13 protein-coding genes and 1 pseudogene are annotated in these 14,596 nt (G+C 40.8%); 2 read left to right on the forward strand and 12 right to left on the reverse strand.

What is annotated here, in order from left to right; genetic code table 11:
* Window positions 1-134: 134 nt before the first annotated feature.
* On the reverse strand, window positions 135-779 hold the full coding sequence (gene hisG, locus RRG12_RS39980) for an ATP phosphoribosyltransferase (RefSeq protein WP_069068916.1): 645 nt from the start codon (window positions 777-779) through the stop codon (window positions 135-137).
* A gap of 76 nt (window positions 780-855) precedes the next feature.
* Here hisG and rppA point away from each other — a divergent pair, with 76 nt between their 5' ends.
* Complete coding sequence (gene rppA / locus RRG12_RS39985; protein ID WP_069068917.1) at window positions 856-1,554, forward strand: two-component system response regulator RppA; 699 nt, start codon at window positions 856-858, stop codon at window positions 1,552-1,554.
* Here the strand turns inward: rppA and RRG12_RS39990 are convergent.
* The 7 genes from RRG12_RS39990 to RRG12_RS40020 form a co-directional block, all read right to left on the reverse strand.
* Complete coding sequence (locus RRG12_RS39990; protein ID WP_420763014.1) at window positions 1,551-3,104, reverse strand: flavin-containing monooxygenase; 1,554 nt, start codon at window positions 3,102-3,104, stop codon at window positions 1,551-1,553. The two genes, rppA and RRG12_RS39990, sit on opposite strands and share 4 nt — an antisense overlap.
* A gap of 488 nt (window positions 3,105-3,592) precedes the next feature.
* Entirely contained in the window at window positions 3,593-4,573 is a 981-nt protein-coding gene (gene cofG, locus RRG12_RS39995) for a 7,8-didemethyl-8-hydroxy-5-deazariboflavin synthase subunit CofG (RefSeq protein WP_420763015.1), read from the reverse strand.
* 113 nt (window positions 4,574-4,686) lie between these two features.
* A complete protein-coding gene (gene crtW / locus RRG12_RS40000; RefSeq protein ID WP_420763016.1) occupies window positions 4,687-5,448 on the reverse strand; it encodes a beta-carotene ketolase CrtW in 762 nt (253 codons plus the stop codon).
* A gap of 687 nt (window positions 5,449-6,135) precedes the next feature.
* Window positions 6,136-6,582 (reverse strand): SRPBCC family protein, encoded by a 447-nt coding sequence (locus tag RRG12_RS40005; RefSeq protein ID WP_069068921.1) that lies wholly within the window; start codon window positions 6,580-6,582, stop codon window positions 6,136-6,138.
* A 19-nt stretch (window positions 6,583-6,601) separates the two neighbouring features.
* A complete protein-coding gene (locus tag RRG12_RS40010; protein WP_012411100.1) occupies window positions 6,602-6,790 on the reverse strand; it encodes a CPXCG motif-containing cysteine-rich protein in 189 nt (62 codons plus the stop codon).
* Between the two features lie 97 nt (window positions 6,791-6,887).
* Window positions 6,888-8,543, reverse strand: a complete 1,656-nt coding sequence (locus RRG12_RS40015) for a B12-binding domain-containing radical SAM protein (RefSeq protein ID WP_420763017.1) — start codon at window positions 8,541-8,543, stop codon at window positions 6,888-6,890.
* A 21-nt stretch (window positions 8,544-8,564) separates the two neighbouring features.
* Entirely contained in the window at window positions 8,565-8,819 is a 255-nt protein-coding gene (locus RRG12_RS40020) for a SemiSWEET transporter (protein ID WP_181932373.1), read from the reverse strand.
* Here RRG12_RS40020 and RRG12_RS40025 point away from each other — a divergent pair.
* Complete coding sequence (locus RRG12_RS40025; protein ID WP_420763019.1) at window positions 8,756-8,992, forward strand: hypothetical protein; 237 nt, start codon at window positions 8,756-8,758, stop codon at window positions 8,990-8,992. The genes RRG12_RS40020 and RRG12_RS40025 overlap by 64 nt on opposite strands.
* A 112-nt stretch (window positions 8,993-9,104) precedes the next feature.
* On the opposite strand, the pseudogene RRG12_RS40030 reads toward RRG12_RS40025, so the two are convergent.
* The 4 genes and pseudogenes from RRG12_RS40030 to psbA all read right to left on the reverse strand — a co-directional run bounded on the left by RRG12_RS40030 (window position 9,105) and on the right by psbA (window position 14,262).
* Window positions 9,105-9,974 (reverse strand): annotated as a pseudogene (locus RRG12_RS40030) (hypothetical protein).
* Window positions 9,975-10,037: 63 nt separating this feature from the next.
* Entirely contained in the window at window positions 10,038-11,804 is a 1,767-nt protein-coding gene (locus RRG12_RS40035; protein WP_420763018.1) for a hypothetical protein, read from the reverse strand.
* Window positions 11,805-11,933: 129 nt separating this feature from the next.
* Window positions 11,934-13,022, reverse strand: coding sequence for a chorismate synthase (gene aroC, locus RRG12_RS40040; protein ID WP_289796691.1), 1,089 nt, complete (start codon window positions 13,020-13,022; stop codon window positions 11,934-11,936).
* A 157-nt stretch (window positions 13,023-13,179) separates the two neighbouring features.
* Window positions 13,180-14,262: a photosystem II q(b) protein gene (gene psbA, locus RRG12_RS40045; RefSeq protein WP_069068940.1), complete on the reverse strand. Its 1,083-nt coding sequence runs from the start codon at window positions 14,260-14,262 to the stop codon at window positions 13,180-13,182.
* Window positions 14,263-14,596 lie beyond the last annotated feature (334 nt).

Here is a 14,596-nt window from a genome sequence, read left to right on the forward strand (position 1 = left end):
TTGGAACTGAAGTTCCTTGCGCGACATAGTTTTTGCGTTAAGTTGACACCAATGCACACAGCCGCACCCCTACGGAAGTCCTTACAACAACATTCCCGATTTCTCTAAAGAATATTAGGAATTAAAAATTGGTATTAAACACTTACCAAAACGGCCTCTCGCAGCTTGGCAATCACGTCACTCAGATTACCCGTGTTCAGGCGGTAACTCAGAGGATGGGCAATCAACCGCGCCGTGCTTTCATACAAAGTAGCAACTTCAATCAGACCATTTTCGCGCAAAGTTCGCCCTGTGGAAACTAAATCCACGATCGCTTCTGACATTCCAGTAATCGGGCCTAATTCCACTGAACCATACAACGGCACTATTTCCACAGGTAAATCTAGACTGTGGAAATATTCACGAGCGCAATTTACATACTTGGAAGCAACTCTACCATGCGGTGGTAAATCTAAAGGCGATCGGTAAGAACTCGATGCTTTTACCGCCACAGACATCCGACAATGCCCAAACTGCAAATCTACCAAGTGGGCAACTTGCGGCTGCTTTTCCCGCAATACATCGTAACCGACAACACCCAGTTGTGCTTGACCATATTCTACATACACCGGCACGTCCTGCGCCCTTACTAGCAAAGCTTTTGCAACTCCCTTTGTGTCAGGAATTTGAAGTTGGCGAGTTCCTGAATCTAAAAAAGCACTAAAATCTAATCCCACAGCTTGTAGCAGGCGGATGCTATTTTTAAGTAGTTCACCTTTTGGCAATGCAACAGTCAGCATTCTTTTTATTGGTATCCTTAGCGTCTCGACAGTTGAATAATATTGAGAATATCTCTATATGCTTACCACAAGCAGCATGAGAATTTTATTAGTTGATGATGAAATTGAACTAACTGAACCCCTGAGTCGCTTATTAACTCGTGAGGGTTACGCTGTTGATGCCGCTTACGATGGCACAAGTGGCAGTAAACACGCACAAGCAGGCAATTATGACCTACTGATTTTAGATTGGATGCTGCCAGGAAAAACGGGGTTAGAGATTTGTCAGGAATTGCGACGCCAAGGCAAAACTACCCCCGTGCTGTTTCTCACAGCCAAGGATACTTTGGATGACCGCGTAGAAGGTTTAGATGCTGGTGCTGACGACTATTTGGTTAAACCTTTTGAACTGCGGGAGTTACTAGCGAGAGTTCGTGCTTTATTGCGTCGTTCTGGTTCTCAAACCTATGAAACCACCACTGGACGTTTAATTGTCGCTGATTTAGAACTCGATTGTGAAAATCAAGTAGCCTATCGTCAAGGACGGATAATTGAGCTATCGCAAAAAGAAAGTCAGTTGTTGCAATACTTTATGGAACACACGGGACAGCTACTAACTCATGCTCAGATTATGCAAAATTTGTGGCAAGAGGAAGAACAACCTAGTAGTAATGTGATAGCGGCATTAATTCGCCTGTTGCGCCGCAAGATTGAGGTAGGTAGAGAAACTACGCTGATTCACACAGTCTACGGCAAAGGCTATCGTTTCGGTGCTTCCTCAGTGGAGTCAGTTTAAGCGTCTACTTTCAACTCACAATGATTCGGCTCATTGGTAGGAGAATCATGAAAATTTTTCAATCTTTGCGATTTTAATTCCTGTCGAAGTTTGTTGTAGAGGGATAAATCCACAGGCAGCATAATTTGTGAAATTCCCTTCCAGACACCAAGCTGATTATTTGCACCCATATCTTCCATGAGTTGCTCAGTATAACGTAAGGAAAATGAGGTTATGCATGTTGCCTTCGATACAACGCTATTGTATTGAGTTTTCATCCAATCGATATCTGCTGCCATTTCTTGATACATGGCTGGCGGCGAAGGCAATAACAAGTTGCCTTGGACATACTCTAGCAACCACCAAGCACCAACTTCTGATGTCAACTGACTGTAAAAACTGCTGTTATAGCCAACAAAACCCATCTGTGGAATATTAGGATGAATCAGATAACGGTAAAGGTTAAAATTACCATCTTCATCAATTACCTGTCGCCGATATTCTTCCTCAAGAAATGGAAGTTCTTGGCGAAATCCTGTTCCAAAAATTACTATGTCTGCCTGCAACTGCTGACCATTAGCTAATTCCACACCACCAGGGATAAACTTGGCGATGCTGGTTTTTATTGCCTGAATTTTACCAGAGTGTATGTACTTGAAAAAATCTGGAGGAGCTATGCTAATGCCACAGTTAGCCTGATTCATCGGTTGTTCGGGCAACATACCGCAGCTATCAAGACCGAATTGCAGGCGTAGCACCATCTCGTTAGTCTGCCAGAAAGTCCACACTAGTGGCTTACCCAGAGTGTGCAGCATTTTTTCAATCCGTCCCATCTTACGGTAGGGGAACCAAGCTTCTGAAAAGCGGGTTAATAAAACATACTTCAGGTTTACTAAACCCAAGAAAAATCTAGGAATTTTCCACAAGGGCTGACGGAAGACGAGGGTAGATTCTTTGGCTATGTTTGCTGCCAAAGTCGCAATGTCGCAGGCAGATTTGCCAAAACCCACTACTACTACCCGCTTACCCTCAATGATTGAAGCATCGTTAAACTCGGTAGAATGCAGTACTCTTCCTCCAGATGCGGCGAACTCCTCCCCACCTGGTAAGTAAGGTAGCTTGGGGATACTATATGTGCCATTGCACACTAACACAAAGTCAAATTCGTGTTTTTCCTCTTTTGTCTCACCCCCATTACCTTCCTTCATTCTGATGGTAACTACCCATCCTGGTCGTTCTCCAGTTTTTCGGGAAACATTGGTAACTTCCGTTTGGAAGCGAATTCTCTCAAGAACCCTAAAATTATGGGCGTATGAATCTAAGTAATTCCGCATCTGTTCTGCTGTGGGCCACTCTGGGTAGGATGCAGGCATAGGATAGTCTGAAAAACTATAGGTGTCACCCGTATTTTGGGTTGTTAATCCTGGGTAAGTTCGAGACTTTTCCCAAACACCACCAAGTCCTTTTTGTTTCTCGAATACAGTAACGTCATAGCCTTCTTCGATAAAAGTTTTAGCTGTCACCAGTCCGCTGATTCCAGCCCCGATAACGCAAATCTGTTTGATTTCCATTCTTTTTTATGTAAATTATGAAATAGTTTCTGCAAAGATGAATTTACAGTAGGTTTTATTTATTTGAACTACATCTGTCGTGGGCCCTAAAGAAATAGCATACATTATTGATCAATGATTAAATAGGCACAAACGTTACAAGTCAATAAAACCTACTTTTTAGGATGCAAATTATCAATGAGGTTTGTGTAAGTTTAATCTGCAAAGCAGGTTTTGATAACTCGCAGATTCAAAACTTAATTGAAGATTTTGCAGAAGGCTGTGAAATATTGCCTGTCTCACTAAAAACGCTTCAGTATGCAGTCAAATTGTTCGTAGGCGTAGCCCTTCGGCATGGTTAGACTCCGCTCACCATCTGCTCAGTAACCATTTTAGATATTGCTATAGCAGTCCTAAATCATTTATGAAAAATTAGATCCCCGACTTCTTTATCCAATTGAAAGGCTTTGGCAGTTTCTCAAAAAATCTCTGAAAAATGAACTTTTTTATTACAAAAGAGAAACTGGGGTTAGAGTCTTGCGCCAGCGCTTCACTGCTGTTTGTAACTCTCCCGACAACCAGCTATCAAATTGCGGATAAACTGGCGATCGCGCCACCAATTCCCACCCCGCAGGCTGTAAAATTTCTCTTAATGCTTGTTCCTGAACATGGGGATAATCAGGATTCACTTCATCTTTTGGGCCAATTCCACCCAAGTCTCTCGCACCAGCTTCAATACAAGCGAGTAACCATCGGTCATCTTTAACTAAATTCGGCGGAATTTGAATAGTAATATCTGGCGGTAAAATCTGACGCGCCCTAAAAATAACTTCTGGTAACTGATGAGGATTAAAAGGTGACGCATCAAAGGTTTGCTGATGTCCTGGACTATGAGGTTGCAAGATAACTTCTTGAATGTGGTGATAACGTTGATGCAGTTCAGATATAGCTGTCAATGTTTCCCACCAATCATCTACAGTTTCTCCAATTCCCAACAGCAACCCCGTTGTAAAGGGAATCTGTAACTCTCCCGCCCATTGCAATTGTTGTAAACGAACTTCTGGTAATTTACTCGGTGCGTGCCGATGTACAGTATTTAACAATGTTGGCGTTAACTGTTCCAACATCAGCCCCATCGAAACATTCACACGCTTGAGCTTTTCTATCTCCTCAAAACTCAGTGGCCCCGCATTTGTATGAGGTAAAAACCCCATTGAAAGCGCTAATTCACACAAATCATAAATCCGCCCAAACCACGCCTGACGCTTTGGCGAATGTGGATGCACTTCACCGCTAAGTATGAGAATTTCACAGACTTTTTCGTTTTGAAGTGATTTTAAAATACTGTCTGCATCTGAAAGACTCATCCAGGGACTTTTACCAGGTTCGCTGCGAAAGTTGCAGTAACTACACCGATTAAAGCACTCGTAAGTGGGAACGATTGTATAAGCAGGGCTATAGGTTACAAGACGAGAATTATTAATTGGCATAAACAGAATAAATTGGCTCTTAGTAAGCAGCCCCAGATTTATTTTAAGGTCTGGAGAAACTGACTACAAACCTTTAATTATTCACGCTCACTTACTTATTAGATAAACAAAAACTATTTTGCTTTGTAAATTTCTGGTAATTGCCACCAAGGAATATGAGGATGCTCGTGGTGTTCTTCGTGGTAGCCGAAATGATAGCACGTAATAAATGACCACCAAATTGGACGGCTAATAGTTTGGGAACAATGAGGCTGAATATAGCCTTCGGTTGGTTCACTATGTGGGAGGAAAGTACCAAAATAAAATAATTGCAATGAACTTAAAAGCGAAGGAAATACCCAAAAGTAATTTAAATTATCACTGGGTATATGGAGTATATATTTTGCAAAGTTATAAATAGTGGTTAGAGCAATTATTTGTCCCCAACTCCAGTAACCTTTCATAAAATGTAAATACCAAGCAAAAAAGTTTTTGTGTTTACCATTATGAAAGTCTGGGTCTATTTTAGTTGCTGGATTGTGGTGGTGTAACCAATGCTTTTTCAATAATTTTTTATATGGTAAAAGTCCATAAAAAGATAAAGTTAATGTCCCAATAAGATGATTAATTTTGCTGTTCTGGGGAAACACTACCCCATGCATAGCATCATGAGATGTAATAAATAATCCTGTATATAAAAATATTTGCCAAAGTATGGTGGGAATTAGCATCCAAAATTGTAATTTTGAGATGTCAAGGGAGAGTAATAAACTCAGACTAATTACCCATACGCTAACAATGACAATAGCAATGAAAAGCCCTTTGAACTGAGATTTGCTTTTCACTACTGGAGTCACTTTTGATTGATGACTGGGTGGTTGTTCTAATTGAATCACGCTTTTACTCCGCCTCGTATTCAGGTGAAAATTCCTAAAATAAGCCACAACAAAAAGCACTAACCACCAGCCAGAAAACTCTATTAGTGGTCAGTGTTTTGCATTGGATAGTGCCAACACTTATAGCGGTTTTCGCTTGGGTGAGATACAAGAACCCCACCCCCTCCCCACAAGGGATGAAGGGACTATTATTAGTAAACGCTATAAGACATTTAGAAATATTAAGATACTTGAACTATTATTACACATATAATCGCCATACCAACAACTGTTTTTGTTATGGCGGTTGAATTATGTAAGTTATAGCACTGATAGCTTTGGTGATTATAAAAACTAGTGGTTTTAATATGGGGCTGTTTAAACAGCCGAAGTATGGGAAAAAGCCAGTAACATAATTAGCGGCAAGAGTAGGGAATGAAGTGGAGTAATTGGTGCATGATGCTGTAGCAGTTGAGATCCCAAACTAATGTAGGCTAAAAACCGATCTTTGCCAAGCGATCGCTCCAAAGTTCAGACTATAGGACTGATATTTTCAAAAATCAAATATGAGTCCTATAAGAATTAAATCTAAACTCTAAAGCATTACTATCTTTGGTAAGGATGAGATTTTTAAAATTCTCAGAAAATACTTTGAAATTAGCTCAATAGTATTTCAGATGCCAAAAAATCTAACCAAAGTTAGAGGTTTTATGACTCGCATTCTCGTTTAGTCACATAGTGGCGGTAGCGAAACATTGCTTCTAATTGCGCTTGCACTAGCCAACCACTGACAAATTCAATTGCTCCTCCACCAGGCATAGAGAAGGAAATAGCATCAGTTAATCTGGTTTTGCCATTTTCTGATTCAAATTCATGTCGATGTACCCACGATTCAAAGGGGCCAGATATTTGTTCGTCGGTAAACAGGCGATATTTTTCACATTCAGTATGACGGGCTAACCAAGTTAAGGGTAATGGGCCGAGAAACAAGCGAAATTCAGTGATAGCGCCCACGTTTAGCCCTCCCTCACGACGAACCACTTGGACTGGCTGCCAAGGTGGATTCAATAGTTGTAAAATATCTGGCCTTTCATGAAATTTCCAAACTACTTCTGGTGAGGCATTAATGATTGAGGAATGTTTAAAGTGCAGCATGGAAAGAAAAACCTAAAATTCAGCTTTCAGATTCAGTATCAATTTCGATATCTAGGGTATCTTCATCAACCCGCACATACAAAATATTTGGGTTACAACAAACTTGACAATCTTCAACGTAAGATTGCTGTCCTCCAGCACTCAAATCAATAAAAGTTAAGTTGGGTTCGCCGCAATAGGCGCAGTAATACTCGGCTGTGTTTTGCATCAAGTTTTCAGCTATGAATTCAATGGTATTGGGCATGGGGCATGGGGCATGGGGCATTGGTATCGGATATTCACTTTTAATTCCCAGTCCCCAGTCGCTAGTTCCTGGTGCCCAGTACTGGCTGTAATTCCTTTGGGGATGGATTGATATAACTCTTAGCATCAGCCAAATGCTTTAGTAGTGTAGACTGTGGCAGAGGCCCTTGCAAGTGGCTCCAGGGTAATACTTTTTCTGTTGACCATTCGGCGTGGACATAGAAATCTAAGTCGGGGATTTGTCCTTTGAGTTGTTTGAAAGCACGTTTGTAGCTACCCAAGGAATCGCCAAAGTCACGAGTAAGTTCGAGAAGTTGGGAGAGTCTGCGATCGCCTCTCGACAATAAAGCCTGTATAATCGACCAATTATAGCTTTCTGGGCGAAACTCTATTCCCTGTGGTTTTAGCTGTTTTTGCAAAAACTGCAACCGCTTTTCGGCTTGGCGATTTACCCCAAACCATTGAAAAGGCGTATGTGCTTTGGGTACAAAGGTGCTGCAACCGTATGTTAAGCGCAATCCCGGCGCAGCTTTTTTGATATTACGCATCATCGCCACAGTTTGTTCTAAATCTTCTGTTTCCTCACCAGGAATTCCTGCCATTCCGTAGAGTTTCAAGCTTTTTAATCCGCCAGCTTTGGCATTTATGGCTGCTTGGATAATTTCGTCGTTATGCAGCTTTTTGTTGACGATTTGGCGGATTTTCTCGGAACCACTCTCTACAGCAATGGTAAGCGATCGCGTGTCTCGTTTCGTCAAAGTTTCCGCTAACTGGACTGTAACAGTATTGGTTCGCACTGAAGCAATACTGAGACGGACATCATCATACTTTGGCTGACTAATATAATCTAGCAAAGTCTCAAATTCTGGATGCTGAGTAACTGAAGCCCCTAATAATCCTAGCCGATTTGTGACTTCTAAACCTTTTGCGATCGCTGGAATTAATGAATCTTCCAGACTGGCTGTTCTAAAAGGCAGTGTGAGATAACTCGCCAAACAAAAGCGGCACATTTCTGGACAACTTCTCACCACTTCCACCATGTAAATATTTTCCCATGCGGCTTTTTCGGTGACTACAGTCGATGCCGATAGAGTATTTCCCCGGTAAGTTTGCTTTTGTACCACTGCGGGAATTTCAGAAGAAATTGGTTTAATAGACTTTACTTCACCATCTTTTGTGTGATATTCCACCTCATACAAACTAGGTACATAAATTCCTGGTATTTGTGCAAGTCTTTTTAGTTGAGTTTGTCTTGAGGCATTTCTGACTTCTTTGTAAGCCTCAATAAAATTCCCTAATAGGTTTTCGCCGTCTCCCAGTAAAACGACATCAAAAAAATCTGCAAAAGGTTCGGGGTTCGCAGTGAGAACGGGGCCACCACCAAAGATTATCGGATGAGAATCATCACGAGAGTTTGCCCGAATAGGAATTTCTAAAGATTCCAGTAAATTTAAAATATTCACATAATCCAGTTCCCACGAAATCGAAAATCCCACAATTTCTGGCGTTCTAGGGAGTTGTTCGTGAGTATCTGTAAACAGGCGACTCACCTGCACATCATTACGCATTGCCAAGGTTGCCCATACTACCTGATAGCCGAGACTAGTTATACCTACGCTGTACTCGTTAGGAAAGGCGAAGATTATGGGAATAGCGTTGGTATCTGGGGTGGTGGGTGTAAAGAGAAGGCGTTCAGAGTCAAATACAGATGATGTCACAGGTGTTTGTTAGAGACAAGTTTATCTATATTTAATTTTAAGCCATAGAATAATTAAGTTAAAAATTAATGTTACGGCGTTAGCAAGAATAATAGGCAAGGATTGTAAATAAATTCCATAGATTAGCCACAAAAAAATACCAGTTATGAATGTAATTAACGTAACTAAAGAAACATCTTTTGCTGATTTTGTTTGCCAAGTTTTAAACATCTGTGGCAAAAAAGAAATTGTGGTTATTGTGGCGGCAGCTAATCCTAGAACTGTCAGAAAATCCATATTTAATTATTTATATCAAGTTGCCATATCATACATCAGCGATCGCCCTTGTCTGCTTAATGCAACATTATACGAGACATTTTACACTGTTTAGCGATCGCTACAACAGTTTAACAACAAGATTCCCGACTTATTTAATCAGTCGGGAATCTAAAAATCTATCACGTTCTTAGCAAGAATAATCGGTACAAATTGTCATTCATGTATATTAACCACCAAAAAAGACCGATTATAAATGCAATTAGCATGACAACATAAAACTCATTCAAGGATATGTGATAAATACTAGCAAAACCGATGAATTAATTCTTCACGAGACAACTGCAACAGTAAAGGCGTAAACTCTTCTGGCGGTAACGATAATAAAGGTTCAATAATTGCTTGAAGCTCATTATCTATTTCACCAAAGCGAACTTTGAGCAAGTTTTCCACCACCAAGCGTTCTCCTTGCTGAATTCCTTGTTGTTTAGCCTGTTCTCGGTCTTGTTGGTAAAGTGGTGCTAATCGCATAAGTAATTCCCTATCTTCCTCATCTTGATTTTGAGTGACTTGTAAGTTTTGTTGCAAGTTGTACAGCAATTCTAACGCTGCTTTTCGGAAAGGATTATCAGGTGTAAGTGCTTCTAGTTCGTCAATTGCTTGCTTTTGAACGTTTCCCCTACCGATGATTCTCAGCCATAAGGTTTCTGAGATAGATGGCAACTGATGAATTGTTACTATCGCGGTACGCAAATATTCTGGCATGAAGTATATTCCAGGCAGGTAGTCATCTTTTGGGTTAGCACCAAATCCTGATAAGAGTTGCGCTGATGCTGTGGGGGTAAGAATCCATAATTTTGGTAAATCAGATTCTAGAATACGAGTTTTATTCCGATTTGCTTGTCGTTGTAAATCGCCACGTACCTCTAATAATTTTAAGAGACAATCGCAAATTTCTGTAGCTGAGGCTGCGTTACGAAATGGTTCAAGTAGAGAAGGAGTAGTGACAATTTGACCTAATAATCCGAGTGTTCCTGGTATGTCTCTTGGTTGTGGTTTGGGAATGAAATAAACATCAATCTGTCTAACTTCTCCTGCGACTCGTCTAGCTGCTTGGACTTAGCCGTAAGGAGTGAGTAATTGTTCGAGGTAGTCTTTGGCAAATTGGTCATGGATGAATCTGGTCATGTTGGTAGTTTGGTGATGCAAACCAGTTTATTTACCATTGTCTGACGATTTTTAGAGATAAGACTTAGCCCAAGCATATCGTTGTGAATCTTTTTTTAACAAATACTCCGCTGCTTTATGTTGTTTTTCCTCATTTTTTGTACTCCTGATTACTCGTTTTATTTCAGCATCTATATCTTTAATTTCAGCACCACGCTGAATGGCTTGTTCAAACCAATAATTACCTTGCTCATAGTCATGTCTGTCATAACATATAGCACCCATTAAGGTGTAAGGTTGATGACTATCAGGCTGATACTCCATAGCTTTCTTTGCACAATCTTCTGCATCATCTAATTTATGACTATCTCTGAATGCTGCCCCTCTAGTGACTAAAATAGCTGATTTGAGATTACTGTCATTGACTCTATTTAAGTCGATGTTAGTAAGTTTTAAAGCCCGTTCAGGTTCATTTGCTTTGCGCCAATAACCACTAGCTGTGGCAATATTCCACTTGTGTCCAGTACGTCCAAGTTCTTGTTCATAAAACTCTGCTTCTAGTCTGTAATAGGCGAGAGCAATTTCCCGATCATTAGATAATAGTCCCTCTTCCATAAGCTGAAAAACAAACTTAGGATCTAACCGTTCTTTTTTCTCTAGTTTGACCATGATTGCGTAAAATGGCTCTAGTGGAAGTGAAGGATCTACCAATCCATATTTTCTCTTGAGCGCTGCAAAGTGCTTTTTTTGGTATAAAATAATGATATCTTCATATTCATTATTTCTTAGCCAGTCAATTTCTGAATCGCTTATAATTACTCCTGATACTATCTTTGACTTCAAAATAAAAGCATATTTATCATTAGCAATTTCAGTTGTTTCAGGCAATTGAGACTGCCTTAAAAAATTAATATCCTGCTCATTTAAATGAGTTTCTGAATCAAGTTTTTTCAGAATTGTATATAAATAATTATCAGGTGATAAATCTTCATATTGGCCAGCTTTATATTTTACCTTCAATGCAATAAACTCTCGTTTTCGTTCGAGATCCTCAGCAAGAGCAATTGTTTCGGTAAGTCCTTGGCTTTCTAGCCAGTCAATTTCTGAATCAATTAATTTTTCGTCTGCATCAAATTTTTGCAGTATTTTATATAGTTGACTTGATAATGATGTGTCTGGATGTTGGCTTGCTTGATACTTACTCTTTAGCTGGGTAACTTTAGCTCGTGTTGCAGAGTCTTGTTTTTCAGAAATTTCTATAGCTTCAAAAAGTTCATTATTTAATAGCCATTCGTATTCATTATCATTTAAACTTGCTTCTGTGTCTAGCTTTTTTAGTATTCTATACAGTCGGCTATCAGGATGTGAATCTTGATACTTGGTAGCTTGATATTTATCCTTTAGTTCTGCAAAGCGTTTTATATCTTGAGCAATTGTAACTATTTGAGTAAGATTATTCTCTTGCAATAATTTGACTTCTGAATCATTCAAACTATTTTCTGAGTCAACTTTCCAAAGTATCGGATACAAAAAATTATCTACTGATGATTCCCAGTTGTTGGCAACTTTATACTTAGCTTTAAGATGAGAAAATTCAGCTTCTAGTCTTTTAGATTCTCCCATCCTAAATTGTTCTAGCCAGATAATTTCAAGGGTTTCAAAAAGCTCATGTTCTTGTAACCAATTAGATTCTAAGTCCAGGAGTTCAATTCCTAAGTCAAGTTTTCGTAGTATGAGATACAACAGACTAGCGGGTGATGAATCTTGATATTGAGTTGCTTGGTACTTGGACTTCAAAGCAGCAAAGTGTTTTAACCGATTTTGAGACTCTTTACCCATATTGATAGTAGATGCGATGGCACGTAGTTAAATGTGTTATCCGCTACTATAGCAATCCCAGTAAAAAAGGGCGAGTCAGACACTCACCCCCAAAGCATAAATATTTTCTGAAATGTCAAAGTAGAATTCCTACAACACCTTACACTGTCCATGATGTCGTAACAAATGGTCACACAACACCAGCGCTACCATTGCCTCAACCATTGGAACTGCACGCGGTAACACACAAGGGTCGTGTCTTCCTTTTGCTGCTAATAGGGTTTCTTCACCTTCACGAGTCACTGTCTTTTGCTCTTTTCTAATTGTCGCCGTCGGCTTAAATGCAACTCGTAAAATGATATTTTCCCCGTTAGAAATTCCCCCCTGAATACCACCAGAACGGTTAGTTACAGTGCGAATTTCCCCATTTTCATCAATATAATATTCGTCGTTATGCTCAATTCCGGTTAACAGCGTTCCACCAAAACCAGAACCAATTTCAAAGCCTTTGCTAGCAGGAAGAGACATCACACCCTTAGCAATATCAGCTTCCAATTTATCGAAGACTGGTTCGCCTAAACCTTTCGGAACATTACGCGCCACACATTCTACGACACCGCCGATAGAATCACCTTGTCTACCAACTTGCTCAATTAATTCAATCATGCGATCGCAACATTCAGCATCAGGACAGCGAACGATGTTGCTTTCCACTTGTTCTAAGGTGACAGTATTTGGATCAACTACACCTTCCAAATCCTTGATGCGCTTGACATAACCGATAACTTCAACATTGGCAACTTGACGGAGAATTTTTTTAGCGATCGCACTAGCTGCTACTCTGCCAATTGTCTCACGCGCTGACGACCTACCCCCACCTTGCCAATTGCGAATACCATATTTTGCATCATAAGTTGCATCCGCATGAGAAGGGCGATACTTCTCGGCCATCTCGTCATAATCTTGGGGACGAGTATCTTTGTTCCGTACCAAAATTGATATAGGCGTTCCCAAAGTTTTACCTTCAAATACACCTGATAAAATCTCGCAGGTATCCGCTTCTTTGCGAGGGGTGGTGATTTTACTTTGTCCCGGACGCCTTCTATCTAATTCTACTTGAATTTCTTCTGCCGAAATTTCTAGTTGTGGAGGACAACCATCAATCACAACCCCCACACCGCCGCCGTGAGATTCACCAAAAGTAGTGATGCGAAATAGATGACCAAAAGTGTTGCCCATGATCTTAAAGAAAAAGGATGAGGCTTATGTATTTTACCTAGAGTTTGTGCAAAAGTTAATTCTTGTACTTGTTTTGGTACTTGGACTGTATGAGTACAAATAAGAAAGCGCCCTCCGTTTAGAGAGGGCGCTTTCTCAATTTAGCTAAACTTCAGAATTAACCGTTGATAGCAGGAGCAGTGAGAGCTACAGGAGCAGAATCGCCAGCAGCTAAATCTAGAGGGAAGTTGTGAGCGTTACGCTCGTGCATTACTTCCATACCCAAGTTAGCGCGGTTGATTACATCTGCCCAAGTTGCAATCACACGACCTTCAGAGTCAATGATTGATTGGTTGAAGTTGAAACCGTTCAAGTTGAACGCCATTGTGCTTACACCCAAGGCGGTGAACCAGATGCCGATTACAGGCCATGCTGCTAAGAAGAAGTGCAGTGAACGGCTGTTGTTGAAAGAAGCGTATTGGAAGATTAGACGACCGAAGTAGCCGTGGGCTGCAACGATGTTGTAGGTTTCTTCTTCTTGACCAAATTTGTAACCGTAGTTTTGTGATTCGGTTTCGGTTGTTTCACGAACCAAGGAAGATGTAACCAAAGAACCGTGCATTGCAGAGAATAAACTTCCGCCGAATACACCAGCTACACCTAGTTGGTGGAAGGGGTGCATCAAGATGTTGTGTTCTGCTTGGAACACGATCATGAAGTTGAATGTTCCAGAAATACCCAAGGGCATACCATCAGAGAATGAACCTTGTCCGATTGGGTATACCAAGAAGACTGCGGTTGCTGCTGCAACTGGAGCACTGTATGCGATCGCAATCCAAGGACGCATTCCTAAGCGGTAGGATAGTTCCCATTCACGACCCATGTAGCAGAATACGCCAATCAGGAAGTGGAAAACTACTAGTTGGTAAGGACCGCCGTTGTACAACCACTCATCTAAGGAAGCTGCTTCCCAGATTGGGTAGAAGTGCAAGCCGATAGCGTTGGAGGAAGGTACTACTGCACCGGAGATGATGTTGTTTCCGTAGATTAAGGAACCTGCTACTGGTTCACGGATACCATCGATGTCAACGGGAGGAGCAGCGATGAAGGCGATTACGAAGCAAGCGGTAGCGGCTAGCAAGGTTGGGATCATTACGACGCCGAACCAACCAATGTAAATCCGGTTGTTGGTGCTGGTGATCCATTCGCAGAATCGATCCCATACGTTGGCGCTTTCGCGACGTTGTAAGGTTGTTGTCATTGTTTTATAAATGCGATTATTTGCAGATGAATTTAGGTAGGTTTGACTACCTGTTACACATCTTAAGTAATTTATTGCGTTTTGTAAAGTACTTTCAGAAAAAATTTTCTCTTGGGATTTACGCACCCACAATAGAAAATCCCCTTTTTCAGTGAAAAAGGGGATTTTGGGTGATATGGCAGGAGGCAGGAGGCAGAAGGCAGGAGGCAGGAGGCAGGATAGCGCAGCGGTAGCGAGTCCGCGAGCGTCGGCAGGAGGTAAAAGTATTACTATTCCTAGCCTTGGGATTTTCAAAATGTCCTAACCTATGTGGTTACGGCTATACCCAGATTTT

The sequence above is a fragment of the Nostoc sp. CALU 546 genome (assembly GCF_048836525.1).

Coding starts and splice junctions, on each gene's coding strand:
- hisG (WP_069068916.1), bottom strand. CDS start 779: ATGCTGACTGTTGCATTGCCAAAAGGTGAACTACTTAAAAATAGCATC.
- RRG12_RS40035 (WP_420763018.1), bottom strand. CDS start 11,804: ATGGGTAAAGAGTCTCAAAATCGGTTAAAACACTTTGCTGCTTTGAAG.
- RRG12_RS39990 (WP_420763014.1), bottom strand. CDS start 3,104: ATGGAAATCAAACAGATTTGCGTTATCGGGGCTGGAATCAGCGGACTG.
- RRG12_RS40020 (WP_181932373.1), bottom strand. CDS start 8,819: ATGGATTTTCTGACAGTTCTAGGATTAGCTGCCGCCACAATAACCACA.
- RRG12_RS40010 (WP_012411100.1), bottom strand. CDS start 6,790: ATGCAAAACACAGCCGAGTATTACTGCGCCTATTGCGGCGAACCCAAC.
- rppA (WP_069068917.1), top strand. CDS start 856: ATGAGAATTTTATTAGTTGATGATGAAATTGAACTAACTGAACCCCTG.
- cofG (WP_420763015.1), bottom strand. CDS start 4,573: ATGCCAATTAATAATTCTCGTCTTGTAACCTATAGCCCTGCTTATACA.
- psbA (WP_069068940.1), bottom strand. CDS start 14,262: ATGACAACAACCTTACAACGTCGCGAAAGCGCCAACGTATGGGATCGA.
- aroC (WP_289796691.1), bottom strand. CDS start 13,022: ATGGGCAACACTTTTGGTCATCTATTTCGCATCACTACTTTTGGTGAA.
- RRG12_RS40005 (WP_069068921.1), bottom strand. CDS start 6,582: ATGCTGCACTTTAAACATTCCTCAATCATTAATGCCTCACCAGAAGTA.